Source organism: Neorhizobium tunisiense, from assembly GCF_039631515.1.
Taxonomy (GTDB): domain Bacteria; phylum Pseudomonadota; class Alphaproteobacteria; order Rhizobiales; family Rhizobiaceae; genus Neorhizobium.
The window spans coordinates 92,567-112,206 of sequence record NZ_JBDIUU010000004.1; the positions used below are offsets into that span (position 1 = coordinate 92,567).

Consider the following 19,640-nt stretch of genomic DNA (forward strand, 5'->3'; position numbering starts at 1 on the left):
CGGAGGTATGACACCGATACAGGACCGGCGCCAAAGGTTCAACGCCGCTTTCCTTGTCCTGTCCTATTCTGCCGAAAGATCGCGCAATGTCCGCGGCAGCGTATTCATGCAGTCTGCCCCTGTTTCGGTGATCAGGAACTGATCCTCGATCATCAGCGCGCCGATACCCTGGCCGTAGAACGGCGCCTCCAGCGCCACCACCATGTTCGGCTGGATGATTTCCGGATTGGCGGAGGAGAAGAACGGCCATTCCTCTATACCGACGCTGCCGCCGACCGAGTGGCCGAAATGGCCGCGATCATATTCTGCAAAACCGTCCTTACGCATCGAGCCGAGCATGGCGGCATGTACGGCGCCGAACGTATTGCCCGGACGAAGCTGATCGAACCCGGCAGCAAAAGCGGTTTCCAGCGCCTTGAAGATTTCGTGCGAGAGTGGCGATGCACGGCCATGGGTGAAAGTGCGTGCGCCGTCCGAGGAATAGCCATCGACCAGCGTTCCGACATCTGCCTTGATCAGCGCGCCCGGCGTTACGACCGCCGACATGTCCGAAAGATCGGCCCCGACCGAGATGAAATCCCAGTGGCCGCTCAACCCGAAGCCGCCTTCTGCCGCGGCGGCCTGGGCGCCTGACTTCCAGGCGGAAGAGAGTTCGGTGAGCGACGTGCCAGGTTTCACCGCAGCTGCCATGCGCGCGAGGCCGGCTTCCGCCGCTTTCGCGGCACGACGCAGCCGCTCGATCTCGCGCGGCGTCTTGACGGACCGCAGGCGGCGCAGCACGTCCGAGCCATCGGTCCAGGTAACCGTCGGCAAAGCCCGTCTCAGGGCCTCGAAATCAGCAGCCGGCAAAAATTCCAGGTCGGCGCCGATCCGGCCGCGATCAAGGCCGCGCTCATTTAAGAGCTCACCGAGCAGGCCAAAACAGGCGGACCGATCGAACGTCTCCGGCCGCGGTCCGACAGAACCGAGCCGGCGATAGGCCTCGTTGATCTGCTCGACGCTCTCAGCGCCCGTCAGATCGAGCATATCGATCCAGATGCGATGGGTGCGCAGGTCCACCTCTGCCGCAGACTTGCGGATTGATCCGGCGGCGTGGTCGCTGGCGACCGCCGCGAGCCCCATGGAGGCATCGGCGGGCACCAGCGCGATCGCCGCCCCTGCCCTGCCCCACATGGTCGCGACGCCGGCCGGCGCACCGATCGCGTAACGAAAGGCTTCGGGCTGGAAGATTGCCAATGCGTCGAGGCCCGCTTGCTCCATCAGGCGCTGCGCATGGCTGCGGTCGATATTACCCATCGCACTCTCCAAATCCGTCCTTTCTCAAGGCCTTAGCCGGGCTTCGGTAAGATCGCCAGCGGCTGGAACAAAAATCCTGGCGGCCAGCATCAGCGCATCGTCGAGCTGCCCCGGCTACTGTCGGAGACCGCGATCTTGGCGCTCGTCTCTCACGATATCAGCCTTGTCGCCTCGCCCTGCGAGGAAACCATCATTGTCGAACGCGGCCGGATCGTCGAGAGCGGCGAGAGCGGCATCCTCGCTGTACCCCGCCATGCCTATATGCAGAAACTCTTGGCCAGTATTCCCCGCATGCCGGCCTGATAGAGCCTCAATCCGCGATCGGCACGATCTGCGCGGGGTCGATCTGCAGCCAGGCCGGCGCACCGACCTGGAAGACATCGGCCGGCGGTGCTGCGACACGGAATTGCAGCCCGCTGTCCTTCGGTTGGAAGACGTAGTCCCAGGTCTCGCCGAGGAACGCGGACTGCCGAACCAAGCCCTCGAGGTTGATGGCCTTGTCCTTGGGAGCCTCCGTCGCCGAAAGCTTCATCGCCTGCGGCCGGATCGAGACGGTGACCGGTCCGGAGCCGGTCACTTCTTCGCCGATCAGGGCAAGCGGCACGCTGAAACCGGCAAAGTCGATCATGTGGTTACCGCAATTGCCGGAGAGAAAATTGGTGCGGCCGATGAAGCTTGCCACGAACCGCGTCTTCGGCCGGCTGTAGAGCGCATAAGGGCTGTCGATCTGTTCGAGGCGGCCGTTGTTCATCACCGCGATACGGTCGGAGGTCACCATTGCCTCGCCCTGATCGTGAGTAACATAGACCGAGGTGATCTTGAACTCGTCATGCATGCGCTTGATTTCGAAGCGCATTTCTTCGCGCAGGTTGGCGTCGAGGTTCGAGAGCGGCTCGTCGAGCAGCAGCACCGCCGGGCGGATGACGACGGCACGGGCGAGTGCCACGCGCTGCTGCTGACCGCCGGAAAGTTCGGCCGGATAACGGTCGGCGAGATGACTCATCCGCACGGTTTCCAGCACCGCGCCGACGCGTTTCTTGATCTCGTCGGAAGGCAATTTGCGCAGGTTGAGGCCGAAGGCGACGTTCTGCGAGACCGTCATGTTCGGCCAGATCGCATAAGACTGGAAGATCATCGACATGCCGCGCTTTTCCGGCGGCACGGAGCCGGAAGGCGCTGAGAGGATCTTGCCGTCGAGCTCGATCGAACCGGCGGTCGGGTCGATGAACCCCGCGATCATCCTGAGCGTCGTCGTCTTGCCGCAGCCGGAAGGACCGAGCAGCGAGACGAATTCGCCGGGCCTGATATGCAGGTCGAAATCCAGAACCGCATCGACGGCACCGAAGCGGCGACCGAGTTTCCTGAGGACAAGTCCGTCCATTAGCTTCTCCTCAACATGAAGTCGCGGCCGAGATATTTCATCCCGAGGGCGACGACTGCGACAATGATGATCAACAGCAGAGAGCCCAGCGCCGCGAGCTTCTCGAGCTCGCCTTCCTCGCTGAGATCGAGCAGCACGACGGAAACGACGCGCGTGGTGGGACCGACCAGGAAGATGGCGGTCGAGAGTTCCTGCGCCGCCGGCACGAAGATCAGCAGCCAGCCGCCGGCAAGCGTCCGCTTCAACAGCGGCCCGACCACATGCCTGAGCGCCGTCACCCGCCCGCCGCCGAGAATGCGCACCGCCTCCTCCATTTCCGGATGGATGCTGCGCACGCCGGCCGAGCTGGTGGTGAAGGCGATCGGCAGGAAACGGGTGATGAAGGCGAGCGCCATGATCGTATAGGTGCCATAGAGCGCGATCGGCGGCAGGGCGTAAGCCGCATAAAAGCCGATAGCGAGCACGATGCCGGGCACGACATAGGGAGAGACCGCCAGGAAGGCGAGCAGGCTCGAGAACGGGATCAGCCTGCGCTGCACGATATAGGCGATGAACAGCGCCAGCGTGATCGCCACCGTCGCCGCCACGATGCCAAGCCCGATACTTCCGACCAGCGCCTTTTGTGAACTCGAATGTTCAAAGAGCACGTAGTGGAAATTGGAAAGCGTCAGGTTGCTGAACGAGAAGCCCGTCGTCCAGGAGTCGGAAAAGGCGGCCAGAAGCAGCACGAACATCGGCATCAGCACCGAGAGCGCCACGACGAAGAAGCAATAGCCGAACAATACCCAGCGCCATCTGCCGAGCTTGACGATGCGACGCTCGCCCCCCTTGCCGCTGACCGAGACATAGCCCTTGCGGCGCAGGATCAGCTTTTGCAGCCCGAGCATCGCGGCAGTGATCAGTAGTAGCGGGATCGAATAGGCGGCCGCCACCTGGATTCTAAGCGGGAACGAGAAAAATTCGGTGAGCTGGATCACTACGACCGGATATCGCGCCGGGATGGAGATCAGCGCCGGCACGCCGTAGAGCGCGATCGCGCCGAGGAAGGAGAGGAGTGCGGCACCGATGATCGCCGGCATGACCAGAGGAAAGGTCACCTTCATCGCCGTCTTGAACGGACCGGCGCCAAGGATATTGGCCGCGTCCTCCATCTCCGAATTGATCATCTCGAAGGCCGAGCTCACCAGCACGAAGACGAGGAAGAAGCCGCCGATCGCCGTGACCAGCACCAGCCCGCCGAAGGAGAAGATGTTGACCAGCGGTTCGGTGGAGCCGGAAAGGCTGTGCCAGACGCGGTTGATCCAGCCGGTATTCGGGCCGGCGAGCAGGATCCAGCCGACGCCTGCAAGATAGGGCGGCATGATGAAGGCACCGAACACGCTGTAGCGCACGAAATTGCGGCCCGGCATGTCGGTGCGAGTGCAGGCCCAGGCAAGCGGCACGCCGAAGGCCAGTTTCAGAACCACGACCACGGCGCCCATCTTCAGCGTATTGGTGAGCGCCGTGATGTGGCGTTCCTTGCCATAGGCCTCGACATAGTTGTTGAGCGTCCAGCCGCCGGTCTTGGCATCGGTGAAACTGGAGACGACGAGCGTCCACATCGGCGCAACGATCAAAACGACCAGAATGCCGGCCAGGAAGAGCCAGAGCAGGTTGGCCGGCTGCAGCCGCTGGTGCCAGGGCACGCGCATCTTCACCGGCTGGTCTTCCGACCAGGTGGTGGCCGCGGGATGGGAAACACTCGTCATGATCGGCGCTCGCTTTGTCACTGGAGGCGTCGGAAACAGGTCACGCCGCCGGGCGTGATGGGCGGAGGCCGGCAGGTGCCGGCCTCCCGGTTACGGTTCAGATCCCGAACGTGTCGCGGAACTTTTCCTGGACCTCAGGCAGCTTTTTTATGCCGTCGGCCGTCGCAATCGACTTCGTCTTGTAGCTGCTGAGCGGGCGCATGCCTTCTGCCAGCGGCACGCCGGCCCGAAGCGGGTAACGGTAGTCCTTGGCGAAGTACTCGGCGATCTCCGGCCCGAGCAGGAAGTTCTCGAACAGCCGCGCGGCGTTGGGATGCGGCGCGTCCTTCAGGATGGCGGTTGCTGAAGGCGGCAGCAGGGCACCGTCGGTCGGGTAGATGACGCCGATCGGCACCTTTTTGAGGATCGAGTCCGACAGTATCAGCGGCAGCGGCGCCAGCGCCACCTTGCGTTCACCCGAGGCGACAAGGTTATGTCCATCGGCCACGGAGCGGCCGATCTGGGGCTTGTTCTTCTCGATATTCTTGAAGAAGTCCCAGCCGTAGAGATCGTTCATCAGCACCGTCCAGAGCCCGACGCTGCCCGAGAAGCTCGGATGGCCGATGGCGACCTGGCCTTTCCACTTCGGATCGGCAAGATCCGTCCAGTTCTTCGGCGCTTCCGCCTCGGTCACCAGCTTGGTATTGTAGGCGATGACGAGAGGCGAGACCCCCGATGTGATCCAGTAGTTTTCCTTGTCGGCCAGCGCGCGAAGCTCCGGCACCATGTCCTTGAGGTTTTCCGGCGCGAACTGGGCGAGCGCGCCCTGTTCCTTCAGCTGCGCCATCTGGCCGTCGTCATTGGTCGACATCAGGTCGCCCTGGATGGCCTTGGCCTGAAGTTCCTGCACGAGGCGCTGGAAGATGACTTGGCCGGAGGCGCGTACGACGTTGCACTCGACGCCGGCATATTTCTTCTTGAACAGGCCGCACATGCCGTCGGCGAACTCGGTGGTCGTCTGCGAGACGTACCAGGTGACGGAGCCTTCCTTCTTGGCGGCGTCGTAGAGCTGCTTTTCTCCGTCCGTCATTTCAGCCGCGCCGGCAAGACCGGCCGCCAGCAGGAATGCCGGAACCAGGCCGGCCATATAGGTAATGGCATGCTTCATGATCTCTCCTCCCTTTGATCCGGCCCATCGCCGGCGACAAGCCCGACCCTCCCGAGCTTAAAACTTCATGTTTTCCTTCCGCCGCAATCGATCCTCACCGGTGATGCTCCTCTTCATTCACCGGGGATCAACTGGCGTTCCACCGGGCGCATCAGCGCCAGGAAGTCGCTGAAATATTCGCCCTGGATGACCACGTGGTTGCGCATCGCGTCCCGGGCGCGGGCGTCGTCACGGGCACGGATCGCCGCGAGCACCTCCTCGTGCTCGGACAACGAACTGTTGACGCGCCCGGGGACCCGCAACTGCAGGCGCCGATAGGGCTTAAGCCGGCGCTGCAGCGCATGAGCGTTTTCCGCCAGAAACCCGTTGCCGCTCGCCTCGTAGATCACCCGGTGAAATTCGGCGTTCGCGTAATAATAATCGTCCGAATTGCCGGCCTGCTGGGCCGTGGCGCAGGCAGCTTGCGCTTCTTCGAGCAGTTTGAGCTGTTCCGGGCGGATGCGGCGGGCGGCAAGCCGGGCGCACATTGCCTCAAGTTCGCCCATCACCTCGAACATTTCGACAAGCTCGGTGATCGTCAGCTGGGTGACGAAGGCTCCCCGATTGGGCACCATCTTGACGAGGCCCATGGTGCTGAGCTGGATCAGCGCCTCGCGCACGGGTGTACGCGACACCTGATGGCGGGTCGCAAGCCCTGCCTCGTCGAGCCGGTCGCCGGGGGCATAGAATCCGGTGACGATATCCTGCTCGATCGCGTCGCGAACGCTCGGTTTGCTCTGCTTGCCTTTGAGCTGCACGTTCATGGGCCTATCCTGCCGATGCGGCCGCCGCAAAATGCAGCTCCGCCTGTTGGGTATTGCCGCCCTGTTTCGCGAGATAACGCACCGCGGAAATCGCCGCCGTCACGCCGTCTCCGGCCGAGGCCGCCAGATGTGCGACCGAGCGGGCACGAATATCGCCGGCCGCGAAAATGCCAGGCACCGAGGTCTGCATATCGAGATCGACAACGATCCGGCCATCGGCCGCAAGCGTTACCGTATCGCTGAGGAAAGACGTATTGGGCTCAAGTCCGACATAAACGAAAACGCCATGGCAGGGGAGATCGCTCTCTGTGCCTGTCGAAAGATCGCGGACCGTTATGGCACTGACGCCGCCTTCGCCGCGGATCGCGGTGGCGACGGTATTCAGTCTGACTTCGATGTTGGAGGCTTCGTTGGCTTTCGCCTGCAATGCGGTGTTTGCCCTGAGGCGCGAGCCGCGATGAATGACGATGATGCGGGCGGCGTGCGGGACAAGCGCCAGCGCTTCGTCCAGTGCCGAATCCCCACCGCCGATGATGCAGACTTGCTTGCCGCGCATCAGCGGTCCGTCGCAGGAGGCGCAATGGGAAACACCGCGGCCTTCGAATTCCGCTTCGCCCGGAATGCCGAGCGTGCGCTTCGCCGAGCCGGCGGCGATGATCACCGCGCCGACGTTAAGATCGAGATCGGTGCCGGCGATGCGGAAGCCGGTATCCGTGTTCGAGACAGCCTCGATCGTGTCGAGCGCAAATTCGACGCCGGCCTCATCCGCCTGCATCTGCAGCATCGGGCCGAGTTCGAAACCGGACATGCCCTCGGCGGGCCCCGGAAAATTGTCGATGCGGTCGACATTGATCACCTGGCCGCCGGCGCCGAGCATGTCGATGACGACCGTGCGGGCTCCATGCCGGGCAGCCGCGATCGCCGCATTGAGGCCCGCCACGCCAGCACCGATGACTGCGATGTCGTAATCGTTCGCCATCTCAGCGCCAATCGTCGACGGAAACGGTGGTGCGGTAATGCGCGCCGTATATCTGCCAGTAGCCGTTGGACTCGCCACCGACGACCACGACATTGACGTCCTGCGGACGGAAGATATGGATGAGCTCGTCCTTGCCGGCCTTCAGTTTGGCGGCCATCGGCTCCTCGCCGAACGTGGCGCGGGGATAGATGTAGTTCTGCACGAGCTGCAGGTCCCAATAACGGCCGGCCGGCATCTGCGCCGTCTCATAGATGAAATCGAGCAGATCCTGTTTGTTGACGAAACCGCCGCGATCGATGAACTGCCTTGCGCAGATCGGGTCGAGCACCAGGGTCGGCGCGGTGATCGCATCGGTGCCGAGCAGCATGTCGCGCACGTGTTCCCGCCAGTATTCCTTGCGCAAGCCGAGGCTGAATGTCGTGGAACGGCAGCCGTGGAAGAGGCTGACGGTGCTCGCCTTGGCATCGAAACCCTTCTGCACATGCAGCGGCTCCCACGGGCTGCGCTCCTCGTTTTCCGCGAAGGTGAGGTTGTTGTAGGTATAATTGTTGCCGAGCGACCCCATGAAGGTTTCGCCCACAACCGAGCCGCCCTGCAGGTTCTGCGACAGGAGTCCGAAGGCGCGGCCGATCGTGGCATTGGCATGGCTATAAGGGCCGAGCGCGCCGACGCCGCAGTTCATGCCGATCTCGTGGCGAACAGGTCCGTTGACGACGGCCATCGCTGCTGCCGAGCTGGAGGTCGATCCGCGGGCGGAGACCTGTGCTGCCGCCAGCGCCAGGATCACGGGGAAATATTCCGGCGAAGCACCGGCCATGACGGCGTTTACCGCCACCTTTTCGACCGTGTATTCCCACAGGCCGCGATTGGTGGTCGGCTGCATGTGACCGACCACCTCGTCCGGCTTGCGGGAGGTTGCTGCTAGCATGTCGCCGACGCGGGCGTCGGTCGGCAGGATGATCGGCAGCTTGTCGGTCCAGTTGTTACGCAGGAAGGCTGCGTGGAGATTGTCCTCCGTGTCCGGTTCAATGAGGCGCGGCGTGCTGCGCTCGAATTGTGTATCCTCGGCACCTGCCGAGAGGCCGACGGTCAGGGCCTCGATGATTTCCTTCATCACCGGCTTGCCGCTGATCGGATCGGGGCCTTCCACATAGGCGCGCAGTTCTTCCGGCGTCTTGCCCATCACCGGCTGCGGCACGAAGACCAGCGGCTGCTGCGAAAGCCCGCCCATCTTGGCGACGGAGCGAACGACCTTGTCGAATTTTTCGGTATGGATCGCCGCGGTCGGCACGCCGTATTTGGTTTCGAGCGTGATCGCATGAGTGGTGACGGCCGGCGCGCAGGTGCTGCAATGGCCAACGCCGATGATCGCGGCATGGCCGTTCGCCTTGATCTCTTCCCAGAGCTGCGGGTCGTCCTTGGAATAGGTATTCGCCATCTGGCGGATCCTTATGTCCACGGAGGGCATGTTGCGTGTAAACCAGGCCTCGACCTCCTTCAGGAGTTCGACCGAATCGTCAAAACGGCTGTCGACGAGATAGACGACCTTGCCGTGGAGGCTGGCGGGCCGGTTGGCCGGCTGCTTGCGGCTGACCTTTGGCGGATAACCCATCGGGTTGTGGACGGTGACGAGCGGCTGAGCGCTCTGGGGCTTTCCCTGTTGCAACATCCCATTTCCTCCCGAAATGATCCGTGCTCGTATGCAATTCATAGTCCACGCGTATACATGAACCGTCAAGTCCTAAAATCACGATCCCCTATTTTGCGACTGCCGCGGGCTCGAAAACTCCGGAAAACTGATCGCGGAGTATATTCTTCTGGACCTTACCCATCGTGTTGCGCGGCAGTTCGGCCATCAACGCCACCTTTTTCGGGCGTTTATAGCCTGCCAGACGGCCGTCGAGCGCCTTGATGACCTCCTGTTCGGTCAGATGCGCACCTGATTTCAGGACGATCGCGGCAATGATGCCCTCGCCGAAATCCGGATGCTTCACACCGAAGACGGCGCTTTCGGTGACGCCCGGCATGGCGTCGATCTCCATCTCCACCTCTTTCGGGTATACATTGTAGCCGCCGGTGATGATGAGGTCCTTGCCGCGACCGACAATGTGGACATAACCATCCTTGTCGATCTTTCCGAGGTCGCCGGTGATGAAGAAGCCGTCCTTGCGGAATTCCGCGGCGGTTTTTTCCGGCATGCGCCAGTAACCCGAAAAGACGTTCGGGCCACGCACCTCGATCATGCCGATCTCCTCCGTTCCGAGCGAGGCGCCTGTTTCGGGGTCGACAACCCGCACCTGGACGCCCGGCAACGGGAAACCAACCGTGCCGGCGACACGCCGACCGTCATAGGGGTTTGAGGTGTTCATGTTGGTCTCGGTCATGCCGTAACGCTCGAGAATGGCGTGACCGGTGCGCGTCTGCCATTCCTCGTGGGTTTCCGCCAGAAGCGGCGCCGAGCCGGAGACGAAGAGGCGCATATGCGCGGTGCTACCCTTGTCGAGCCCCGGATGTTGCAGCAATCGGGTGTAGAAGGTCGGCACGCCCATCAGCACGGTTGCCTTCGGCATCGCCTCCATGATTTTGTTCGGATCGAATTTCGGCTGAAAAATCATCGAGGCGCGCGAGGCGAGCACGACGTTGGTCGCGACAAAAAGCCCGTGCGTGTGGAAGATCGGCAGCGCGTGGATCAGCACATCCCTGTCGGTGAAGCGCCAGCTCTCCACCAGGGACGTGGCGTTCGACAGGAGATTGTCGTGGCTCAGCATGGCGCCTTTGGAACGCCCCGTCGTGCCGGAGGTGTAAAGGATCGCGGCGATATCCGCCCCACCTCGCGAAGAGGTTCCTGTGACCTCCGTGGCGATGGCAGCCGCGTCCGTCAAAGTCCCCTTCCCCGCGGGATCAAGCGTCAGAATTTTCGCGCCGGCGGCCTTGGCGATCGGCTGTAGCGCCTCAAGCTTCGACGGGTCGCAGACGAAGATCGCGGGCTCGGCGTCGGTCAGGAAATATTCGATTTCTGCCGGCGTATAGGCGGTGTTGAGTGGCAGATAGATGCCCCCTGCGCGGACTGTCGCCAGATACAGCGCCAGTGCCGCGACCGACTTTTCCGCCTGAACGGCGACCCGGTCGCCTGGCTGAAGGCCGGCTTCGAGAAGCGCTCCAGCAAGCTTTGCGCATTGATCAGCGAAGGCGCGGTAGCTCATGGTGCCGACCGTCTCGTCCGTCAGGAGCAGCCGATCCTCCCGGTCGAGTCCGCCGAGCAGCGCGTCGTAGAGATTACCAGCCATCAAAACACCTCCTGGGAAACCGGTTGGGCCAGTTTGCGCAGCGCCGGCGTCGCCGCGATATGGCCGTTTTCGGCATAAGCCTCGTGGTTCTTCTCGATTTCGCCGAGCCGGTAGCGATAGTTGACCATCAGGCCGTATGACTGGCGCATTCCCTTCGGCGACCGGTCGCCGAGGAAATTGAGCCTCTCGGCCTGCGCTCCGTTGCCGAGATGGAAACGGGCAACGGGATCCACCGGCCGACCATTGCCGCGCCGGACGTTCAGCAGGTAATGCGCTCCAAGCGGCAGCATGGCACGCTGGATCTGGTCGAGTTCGTGCTCGCCGGCAGATGCCCAGTCACCTTCAAGCCTGGCGATAAGCCGCTGCTTTTCCTGTTTGATCTCCTCGCTGTCGGTGATGCGGCTTTCGCCGCGCAACCATGCGCCGAAGCCCGGGATGGGGGATAGTGTCACGAAATGTTCGAGCCGCGGCAGGTCGCGCTTCAGATCGTTCACCACCTGCTTGATGAGGAAATTGCCGAGCGAAATGCCGGCGAGGCCGCGCTGGCAGTTGGAAATCGAATAAAACACCGCCGTCGTCGCCTGCTGCACTTCCAGCGGCTGGCGGTCGCGGGCGAGAAGTGCATCGACCGAGGCGGGCAGATGGTCGGTCAGCGCCACCTCGACGAAGATCAGAGGCTCGTCTTCCAGTTGCGGGTGGAAGAAGCCGAAGCAACGGCGGTCGGCCGGTGCCAGTCGCCGGCGCAGGTCATCCCAGCCGTCAATATCGTGCACGGCTTCATAGCGGATCAGCGCCTCCAGAATATTGGCGGGTGTGGTCCAGTCGATCGATCGCAACATCAGGAAGCCCCGGTTGAACCATGAGGAGAAGAGATGGCAAAAGTCGAGGTCGACCGGCTGCAGTGCCGGGTCCTTGGACACCATGTCCATCAGATGTTCGCGCATCTCGACCAGCGTCGCGGTGCCACGCTTGGCGAAATTGATACGGCGGAAAAGTTCCTGCCGGCGCGGTTCGGCCGCCTCGTGCAGCCTGGCGATATTCTGGGCGCTTGGATCGAGATTATAAGCCGACGCCGCGGCATCCAAGGCGGTTCGGTCGGGGCCGAAACGATCGAGAAGCGCGCGCATCAAGGCGTCCCGGTCCGAGGCGCTGGCCTGCCGATAGGCTTCAAGGAAGGCTTCGGCAAGGATCGCACCGGAAACTTCTCCGCGGCGCGAAAGGATCATCTCTGCAAGGCCGGTAAGATCGCGATTCTGCACCGGCGGCGATGAGAGGCCGAACAAGGCCCGGCCGCGGCCGGACAAGGACTGGATCAACTCGCCGATGAATGGTGGAGCGTCCCACCAGCCAAAAACCGGATCCCTGCTGCTCATCTCTCTTCTCCTACCTGTTCATTGCATACAGCAGATAGAGGATCGTATGCAAGACAAGGTGTGAGATCTGGCACTTGCAGCCTTATTCCATCGCGAGGATCAGGTTGCGCACCACCGGATAGATCTCCTTCTCCCATCGGCGTCCGCTGAAGACGCCATAATGCCCGACATTGGCCTGCAGATGGTGGCGGCGCAGATGCGGCCGCAGCGAGCGACAGAGGTCGTGGGCGGCCGACGTCTGGCCGAGCCCGCAGATGTCGTCGCGCCCGCCCTCGACGGTCAGAAGCGCCGTGGCGTGGATATGGTTCGGATCCACCTTCCGGCCGTGGTGGGTGTAGGTGCCGCTTGCCAGCTCCGCCCTCTGGAACACCCGGTCGATGGTTTCGATGTAGAATTCCTCGGTCATGTCGAGCACCGCGAAATACTCGTCGTAGAAATGCTTGATCTTGTCTGCTTCGACCGTCTCGCCCTTGGCGAGATGCCGGTAGAGCTTGCGGTGCGCATCGACATGGCGCTCCATGTTCATGCTCATGAAGGCGACGAGTTGCAGGAAGCCCGGGTAGACGCGCCGTCCGCTGCCCGGAAAGCCCATCGGAACGCCGGTGATCAACTCGCTCTTGAACCACGACAGCGGCTTCGAGACCGCAAGTTCGTTGACCTTGGTCGGGCTCTCGCGCGTATCGACCGGCCCGGCCATCAGCGTCATGGTGCGCGGGGTCGCCGGGTTCTTCGCCTCCGACATGACGGCGACGGCAACCAGCGCCTGGACGCAGGGCTGGCAGACGGCGAGGATATGGCCGCGCGGTCCGATCTCCTCCAGGAAACGGATGATGTAATCGACATAATCATCCATGCCGAAGCGGCCGGCGGCCGTGGAAACGTCCCGCGCATTGGCCCAGTCGGTGATATAGACGTCGTGGTCCTTCAACAGCGTCTGGACCGTGCCGCGCAACAACGTCGCGAAATGACCGGATAGCGGCGCGACCACCAGAACCCGCGGGCGGGGCGTATCGACATCGGCGACGAAATGCAGGAGGCGGCCGAAGGGCAGATCGAGTGCCGTCTCGACTGATATCGGCACGTCGCGATTGCCGATCGTGACCGAGGTAATCTCGAATTCGGGTCGTTCGTGGGTGATCTTGAAGCGCGACATCAACTCGAGTGCCGCGGCGGCATGCCGGCCCATATCGCTGCCGGCGCCGAAGAACAGGGTGGAGGACATCAGTTGCAGGCGCCGGGCAAGATCGCGCATCGGGGCGAGAAAGTCGTCCTGGAATTGATAGGCCTGATAGAGCATGAATGGATCCCCGCGCCGCAGATATGCGGCAGTGCAAAAATGCTAGTGCAATATGTCTCGCGATGCGAGAAGATTGTCATGGCATGCATGATTGTCCGGCAGGAGTTTTGAACGATGGTACAGGCGACACTGACGATTTCGTCGAAAAACTATTCCTCGTGGTCGCTTCGCGGTTGGCTCCTTTGCCGCATGGCAGGCCTCGATTTCCAGGAACTGCTTGTCGAGATGAACGACGATGCGCGCCAGGAACTGCTGCTCCTGTCGCCCTCCGTGCTGGTGCCGCGGCTGACCCATGATGACGTCATCGTCTGGGATACGTTGGCGATAGCCGAATACCTGAACGAGATCAGGCCCGATGCCGACCTCTGGCCAGCCGACATCGCCGACCGCGCCCGCTGCCGCGCGGTTTCGGGAGAGATGCATTCCGGTTTCCACAATCTTCGCTCTGCCCTGCCGATGAACCTCAAGGCCCGGCACGAGCGCTTCAAGATCTTTTCCGGCGCGCGCCCGGATGTCGAGCGGGTCAAGACGATCTGGGCGGAGTGCCTGGAGGCAAGCGGCGGTCCATGGCTGTTCGGCGAAAATCCGACCGTGGCGGATGCCATGTATGCGCCGGTCTGCAGCCGTTTCCGCACCTACGCGGTCGAGCTTGAACCGAAGCTGGCGGCTTATGCGGAGATGGTCCTTGCCTGGCCGCTGATGCTGGAATGGACGGAGGGGGCTCTTGCGGAACCCGACGAAATCGTCGAGTTGGAAGTGGAATTCTAAGCGGCAGAAGACATATCGGACATCATGAGCTCGAAACCCTACGATCCCAGCGCCGATGGCGCGGAAATGTCCTTCCGCGAGAAGATGTCCTATTCCGATTATCTGCATCTCGAAAAGGTGCTCGACGCGCAGGCGCCGATTTCGGCGGCGCATGACGAACTGCTGTTCATCATCCAGCACCAGACGTCGGAACTGTGGATGAAGCTTGCGATCCATGAGATCACTTCGGCAATCTCGGCGATCCGCGACGACAATCCGCAGCCGGCCTTCAAGATGCTCAGCCGCGTCGCCCGCATCTTCGAACAGCTGAACAATGCCTGGGATGTGCTGCGCACCATGACGCCGAGCGAATACACGGAATTCCGCGCCTCGCTTGGCCAGTCGTCCGGTTTCCAGTCCTATCAGTATCGGGCGATCGAGTTCCTTGCCGGCAACCGCAATCTCGCGATGCTCGGCCCGCATGCGCATCGGCCCGACATCATCGAGATGCTGGAAGGCATTCTCGCCCGCCCGAGCCTTTACGACGAGGCGCTGATGCTGCTTGCCCGGCGCGGGTTCGATATCGGCGGGGACGCGGCGAGAGCCGATTGGCGCACAAAACGCAGCGAGAACGAGCAGGTGCTGGAGGCCTGGAAACAGGTCTATGGCGCGCCCGGCACCTATTGGGAGCTTTACGAACTCGCCGAAAAGCTGGTCGATTTCGAGGACTATTTCCGCCGTTGGCGATTCAATCACGTCACCACGGTGGAACGGGTGATCGGCTTCAAGCGCGGCACCGGCGGCACCTCGGGAACGTCCTATCTCAAGAAGATGCTGGAAGTCGAACTGTTCCCCGAACTCTGGCGGGTGCGCACCGTCCTGTAAGCTGCGCGCGGCTGGGAGCGCCGGTTGGTGATCTTCTTGAGCCGGGTTATGCTGGCTCGAACGCGAGGAGCCGATGCGAGCGAAGGGACGAAACGGATTTCGGATGTTTCGATGCGGCATGACCGGCGTGCAGGCGGTCGTGGCCCGCTCCGACCACCATTTTTCCCGTCACACCCACGACCAGTTCGGCATCGGCGTGATCGAGAGCGGAGCCCAGAAATCCGCAAGCGGACGCGGTCCGGTGGAAGCCGGGCCGGGCGACGTCATCACCGTCAACCCCGGTGAAGTGCATGACGGCGCGCCAATCGGCGATGGGGGCCGTTTCTGGCAGATGCTCTATTTCGATCCGGATGTGATAACCGGCGCGGTCGCGGATATCCGCCAGGGCCAGCCCGGCGAGTTCGAGTTTGCCGATCCGGTGCTGCGGCAACCGCCGCAGGCCGCGACGATGCGGCAGCTCTTCGCCGAGATGACCGCCGAGAAAGCGGGCGCCGAACTCCGCCGCCAGGAACTGCTGCTGACGTTGCTGGCCGAGGTGATGCGGGAGGCGCCGGAGCCGAAAGCGATACCGCGAGGGGTCCGGGCAGCGCGCGAGCGGATTGATGACGATCCGGCCGAAGCGGTCAGCCTTGCCGATCTGGCAGGCCTCGCCGGCATCAGCCAGTTCCAGCTCCTGCGTGCTTTCGACAAGGCGATCGGGCTCACTCCGCATGCCTACCTGATCCAGCGGCGTGTCCAGCTGGCGCGCAAACTGATCGGCGGCGGAGCGGGACTTGCGGAGGCGGCGCTGGCCAGCGGTTTTGCCGACCAGAGCCATATGACCCGCATCTTCACCCGCAGTTTCGGGCTTTCCCCGCACCTTTACGCGGCTTGCGTGCGTCCGCCCCGGGCGTCCGGCCGGCCTTTCTGAGGACGGTGGATGGCGCTTGCCCTCTGTTCTGGAAGATCCGTCCGGAAACCTGATCGAACTATTCGAGCCGAATACGCCCGCCTATCGTGCCCCTGGATCAGGCACGAAGACCGCCGGCGCTTCACGGGCGGCCGACGAATTCAGCTCGGAGCAAGATCGAAGACGTGATGATGGATACGTCCATCGAACATTTCGAGCAGGCCCTTGGTCATGTCCCGGCTTTCGTAGCGCACCGGCGATTCCAGGGCTGCGGCCAGTGCCTCGCGGCTTTCATACATGGTCGACAGCACCATCGGGTAAGACGGAGCACCTTCGTCGCGTTCGATATTATAGAGCACGCGCACTTCCTTGATGCCCGGAAAAGCGAGCCACATCGGCATCAGCTTCTCAGCCACATAGGTCTTGAAGGCGCCTTCCTGGCCGGCATGGATCGTGCCTTCGAAAAAGGCCTGACGGATGATCATCGTGTCTCTCCGGCTCAGTTGACCGTGGTCGGTGGCTTTTCGCCGGCGAAATGGGCGGCGATGTTGGCAAGCACCAGCTCGCCCATGGCAACGCGGGTCTCGACCGTGCCGCTGCCCTGATGCGGCATCAGCACCGTGTTCGGCGTGGTGAAGAAATCTTCGCGGATGCGCGGTTCGTTGAGATAGACGTCGAGGCCGGCGGCGGCGATCGTGCCGTCGTTCAGGGCGGCGAGCAGCGCGTCCTCGTCGACGACGCTGCCGCGTGCGATGTTGATCAGAATGCCCTTCGGCCCGAGCGCCCTCAACACCTCGGCATTGACGATGTTCTGGGTCGCGGCATTAGCGGCGACGATGACGCAGAGCACGTCGCTGTCTTCCGCGAGCGCCACCGGCGAGGCGCAGGACTTCCAGGCCGTGTCCTGGACCGGCGAGCGGTTCCAGAAGCGGATATCCATGCCGAAGGCTTCGGCGCGGCGGCCGAAGGCCTTGCCGATCTGGCCGAGGCCGAGAATGCCGAGGCGCTTGCCCTTGGGGCTGTTGCCCAGCGGAAAGCCTTCCCTGCCCCACTGGCCGGCACGCACGAATGCGTCACCCTTGGCGATATGGCGCAGCACGGCGAGCATCAGCGCGATGCCCATGTCTGCCACGTCGTCGGTCAGCACGCCCGGCGTGGTGGTGACGTCGATATTGCGGCTGCGGGTGAATTTAAGGTCGACCTTGTCGGTGCCGACGCCGTTGATGGCGATGACGCCGAGCGCCGGCAGTTTCTCGATCCATTCGTTGGAGAGCCCGCTGCCGCCGCCGGTCGCGACGGCGCGGATGTTCGGCAACGCCGCTTCCAGGCTTGCCTTCTGCGCCGGGTCGTACAGCCGATGCACGGTATAGGCGGCGTCGAGCTGGTCTTCGATGAATTGCATCATCGGTTCCACAAGTAGGATATCTGGTTTCACGTCCGGAACTCCGTATTTCGGTGAGTGGCAGCGGCCTTCAGGAGATCTGTCCGAGGAAGATCTTCAGGCGTTCGTTCTTGGGATTGCCGAAAAATTCGCCCGGCGCGGCCGTTTCGAGAATCTCGCCTCGGTCCATGAAGATCACCCGATCGGCAACCTGGCGGGCGAAACCCATTTCATGGGTGACGCAGAGCATCGTCATCCCCTCTTTCGCAAGGTCGATCATGGTGTCGAGCACTTCCTTGACCATTTCCGGGTCGAGCGCCGAAGTGGGCTCGTCGAACAACATGATCTTCGGGTTCATGCACAGCGCCCGCGCGATCGCCACGCGCTGCTGCTGGCCGCCGGAAAGCTGGGCGGGATATTTTTCGGCCTGCTCGGGAATACGCACCCGTTCCAGGTATTTGCGGGCGGTCTTTTCCGCCTCGACCTTGGAAATGCCGCGCACCTTCATCGGCGCCAGCGTGCAGTTTTCCAGAACCGTCATATGCGGAAAAAGGTTGAACTGCTGGAAGACCATGCCGGTCTCCTGGCGGACGATATCGACATTTTTGCCGCCGGCGGTCAGGTCATGGCCATCGACGACGATTTTGCCCTTCTGGATCGTCTCCAGCTGATTGATGCAGCGGATCAGCGTGGACTTGCCGGAGCCGGAAGGGCCGCAGATGACGATCCGCTCCCCCCGGTTGACCGACAGTTCGACATCCTTCAGCGCGTGGAAACCACCATACCACTTGTTGACGCCTTCCATGCGCACGGCGAGATCGGAAGCTCCGCGCACATCTGATGCCGATGCGTTTGCATTACCCTCAGTCATGACGAGGAACTCCCTTTCAATGCTCAGTTCTGGGCGTGGTTCTGGTCTTACTTAGCGTTGGCGACGAAGTCCGGCAGCGGAGCGCCGAGCCACTTTTCATGGATCTTACCGAGTTCGCCGTTGGCTTTCACCTTGGCGATGAAGGCGTTGACAGCAGTCAACAGCTCGGTCGAGCCTTTGCGGACAGCGATGCCCTGAACCTGCTGGCTGAGCTGCAGCTTCTGGGTGAAGCGACCCGGAGCTGCCTTTTCGATCTGGGCTGCGACGACGTTCGAGACGCCGATCAGCTGAACCTGGCCGGACAGCAGAGCCTGCACGGCGCTGGCATCGTCATCGAAACGCTGGATCTTGGCATCCTTCGGGGCAACCTTGGTGACGCCGGTATCCTGGGTCGAGGCGCGGGCGACGCCAATCGTCTTGCCGGACAGGTCCTCCGGCTTGGAGACCTCGGTCGCCTTGGCGCCGAAAACGCCGATCGAGATGCCGGCATAGGGCTGCGAGAAGTCGACGCTCTTGGCGCGCTCCTCGGTGATGCCGAGCGAGGCGACAAGCAGGTCGACCTGGTTGCTCTGCAGGTAAGGAATGCGGTTCGGGCCGGTGACCGGGACGATCTGCACCTTCACGCCGAGTTCCTTGGCGAGCAGCTTTGCCACGTCGGCGTCATAACCGTCCGGCTCGTTCGAGGTGTTCATGATGCCGAAGGGCGGGAAATCGACCAGCATGCCGATCTTGACGGTGCCTGCGGACTTGATGCTTTCGACGGTCTGTGCCGATGCGGTGGAGGCGCCAGCCCCCATCATCAGGCCTGCGCCGATGACGGCCATAACCATGCGTCTAGAAATGTTCATTTTCCTACCCTTTCTGTTGCACCGGTTTTCCTCCCTCCGGCCCGGGTCCCGTCAACGCGCCGTTGCCCGGGAGAATCTAACTTCCATGCGCCGCGCCAGAACCGACAACGGCCAGCACAGCACGAAATAGATCGCAGCCACCGTGCCGAACACCATAAACGGGCTGAAGGTGGCGTTGTTGATGATCTGGCCCTGGCGGGTGAGTTCGGTAAAACCGATGATCGCCGCAAGCGAGGTGCCCTTGATGAGTTGCACCAGGAAACCGACCGTCGGCGCCACCGCGATCTTCGAGGCCTGGGGCAGGACGATATAGCGCATCCGGTTGAAATAGCGCAGGCCGAGCGCGGTTGCGGCTTCCCGCTGGCCGGACGGCACCGCCTCAATGCAGCCGCGCCAGATTTCGCCGAGGAAGGCGCTGGCATGCAGGGTGAGGGCGACGGTTGCAGCAAGCCATGGGTTGATCGCAAAACCGAGGATGTTCATGCCGAAGAACACCAGGAAGAGCTGCATGAGCAGCGGCGTTCCCTGGAAGACGCGGATGAAGCCGGTGGCGATCAGCCGCGGCCATTTCGCATCCGAGACGCGCATGAGCGCGATCAGTAGCCCGCCGATACCCCCGCCGGCAAAGGCGATCGCCGACAGCGCGATGGTCCACTGCGCCGCAAGCACGATGATCCAGAATTCGTTGATGCCGAAAGGCCTGATCAA

At 62.5% G+C, this 19,640-nt stretch carries 19 protein-coding genes; 4 read left to right on the top strand and 15 right to left on the bottom strand.

Going from position 1 to position 19,640, the window contains the following annotated elements; translation table 11 throughout:
• Positions 1-63: 63 nt before the first annotated feature.
• Positions 64-1,296 (bottom strand): M24 family metallopeptidase, encoded by a 1,233-nt coding sequence (locus tag ABCW43_RS16695; protein ID WP_345926408.1) that lies wholly within the window; start codon positions 1,294-1,296, stop codon positions 64-66.
• A 135-nt stretch (positions 1,297-1,431) separates the two neighbouring features.
• Here ABCW43_RS16695 and ABCW43_RS16700 point away from each other — a divergent pair, with 135 nt between their 5' ends.
• On the top strand, positions 1,432-1,599 hold the full coding sequence (locus tag ABCW43_RS16700; RefSeq protein WP_345926410.1) for a hypothetical protein: 168 nt from the start codon (positions 1,432-1,434) through the stop codon (positions 1,597-1,599).
• 7 nt (positions 1,600-1,606) lie between these two features.
• Here ABCW43_RS16700 and ABCW43_RS16705 read toward each other — a convergent pair whose 3' ends face one another.
• From ABCW43_RS16705 to ABCW43_RS16745, 9 genes are all read right to left on the bottom strand, one after another.
• On the bottom strand, positions 1,607-2,677 hold the full coding sequence (locus ABCW43_RS16705) for an ABC transporter ATP-binding protein (protein ID WP_345926412.1): 1,071 nt from the start codon (positions 2,675-2,677) through the stop codon (positions 1,607-1,609).
• Entirely contained in the window at positions 2,677-4,425 is a 1,749-nt protein-coding gene (locus tag ABCW43_RS16710) for an ABC transporter permease (protein WP_345926414.1), read from the bottom strand. The genes ABCW43_RS16705 and ABCW43_RS16710 overlap by 1 nt, the downstream gene beginning before the upstream one ends.
• A gap of 97 nt (positions 4,426-4,522) precedes the next feature.
• Positions 4,523-5,572 (bottom strand): ABC transporter substrate-binding protein, encoded by a 1,050-nt coding sequence (locus tag ABCW43_RS16715; RefSeq protein WP_345926416.1) that lies wholly within the window; start codon positions 5,570-5,572, stop codon positions 4,523-4,525.
• A gap of 113 nt (positions 5,573-5,685) precedes the next feature.
• Complete coding sequence (locus ABCW43_RS16720; protein ID WP_345926418.1) at positions 5,686-6,375, bottom strand: GntR family transcriptional regulator; 690 nt, start codon at positions 6,373-6,375, stop codon at positions 5,686-5,688.
• Between the two features lie 4 nt (positions 6,376-6,379).
• Positions 6,380-7,354, bottom strand: a complete 975-nt coding sequence (locus ABCW43_RS16725; protein WP_345926420.1) for an NAD(P)/FAD-dependent oxidoreductase — start codon at positions 7,352-7,354, stop codon at positions 6,380-6,382.
• 1 nt (position 7,355) lies between these two features.
• The gene (locus tag ABCW43_RS16730; RefSeq protein WP_345926422.1) at positions 7,356-9,023 is read right to left on the bottom strand and encodes a UGSC family (seleno)protein; all 1,668 of its coding nucleotides are present in this window, start codon (positions 9,021-9,023) and stop codon (positions 7,356-7,358) included.
• Positions 9,024-9,111: 88 nt separating this feature from the next.
• Positions 9,112-10,641 carry a malonate--CoA ligase gene (locus ABCW43_RS16735; protein ID WP_345926424.1) on the bottom strand — a complete coding sequence of 510 codons (1,530 nt, stop codon included), beginning with the start codon at positions 10,639-10,641 and terminating at the stop codon, positions 9,112-9,114.
• Entirely contained in the window at positions 10,641-12,014 is a 1,374-nt protein-coding gene (locus tag ABCW43_RS16740) for a malonyl-CoA decarboxylase (protein ID WP_345926426.1), read from the bottom strand. The genes ABCW43_RS16735 and ABCW43_RS16740 overlap by 1 nt, the downstream gene beginning before the upstream one ends.
• 82 nt (positions 12,015-12,096) lie before the next feature.
• A complete protein-coding gene (locus ABCW43_RS16745; RefSeq protein ID WP_345926428.1) occupies positions 12,097-13,311 on the bottom strand; it encodes a polyhydroxyalkanoate depolymerase in 1,215 nt (404 codons plus the stop codon).
• 114 nt (positions 13,312-13,425) lie between these two features.
• Between ABCW43_RS16745 and ABCW43_RS16750 the strand changes: the two genes are divergently transcribed.
• The 3 genes from ABCW43_RS16750 (at position 13,426) to ABCW43_RS16760 (ending at position 15,853) form a co-directional block, all read left to right on the top strand.
• Positions 13,426-14,079, top strand: coding sequence for a glutathione S-transferase (locus ABCW43_RS16750; protein ID WP_345926430.1), 654 nt, complete (start codon positions 13,426-13,428; stop codon positions 14,077-14,079).
• Between the two features lie 24 nt (positions 14,080-14,103).
• On the top strand, positions 14,104-14,943 hold the full coding sequence (kynA, locus tag ABCW43_RS16755) for a tryptophan 2,3-dioxygenase (RefSeq protein WP_255742512.1): 840 nt from the start codon (positions 14,104-14,106) through the stop codon (positions 14,941-14,943).
• 118 nt (positions 14,944-15,061) lie between these two features.
• A complete protein-coding gene (locus ABCW43_RS16760; RefSeq protein ID WP_345926433.1) occupies positions 15,062-15,853 on the top strand; it encodes an AraC family transcriptional regulator in 792 nt (263 codons plus the stop codon).
• Positions 15,854-15,993: 140 nt separating this feature from the next.
• Here ABCW43_RS16760 and ABCW43_RS16765 read toward each other — a convergent pair whose 3' ends face one another.
• The 5 genes from ABCW43_RS16765 to ABCW43_RS16785 form a co-directional block, all read right to left on the bottom strand.
• Positions 15,994-16,317 carry a hypothetical protein gene (locus ABCW43_RS16765; protein ID WP_345926434.1) on the bottom strand — a complete coding sequence of 108 codons (324 nt, stop codon included), beginning with the start codon at positions 16,315-16,317 and terminating at the stop codon, positions 15,994-15,996.
• Between the two features lie 14 nt (positions 16,318-16,331).
• The gene (locus tag ABCW43_RS16770) at positions 16,332-17,237 is read right to left on the bottom strand and encodes a 2-hydroxyacid dehydrogenase (RefSeq protein ID WP_345926921.1); all 906 of its coding nucleotides are present in this window, start codon (positions 17,235-17,237) and stop codon (positions 16,332-16,334) included.
• A gap of 67 nt (positions 17,238-17,304) precedes the next feature.
• Positions 17,305-18,084 carry an amino acid ABC transporter ATP-binding protein gene (locus tag ABCW43_RS16775; RefSeq protein WP_345926436.1) on the bottom strand — a complete coding sequence of 260 codons (780 nt, stop codon included), beginning with the start codon at positions 18,082-18,084 and terminating at the stop codon, positions 17,305-17,307.
• 47 nt (positions 18,085-18,131) lie between these two features.
• Positions 18,132-18,932, bottom strand: coding sequence for a transporter substrate-binding domain-containing protein (locus tag ABCW43_RS16780; protein WP_345926438.1), 801 nt, complete (start codon positions 18,930-18,932; stop codon positions 18,132-18,134).
• Between the two features lie 51 nt (positions 18,933-18,983).
• Positions 18,984-19,640 carry an amino acid ABC transporter permease gene (locus ABCW43_RS16785; protein WP_345926923.1) on the bottom strand — a complete coding sequence of 219 codons (657 nt, stop codon included), beginning with the start codon at positions 19,638-19,640 and terminating at the stop codon, positions 18,984-18,986.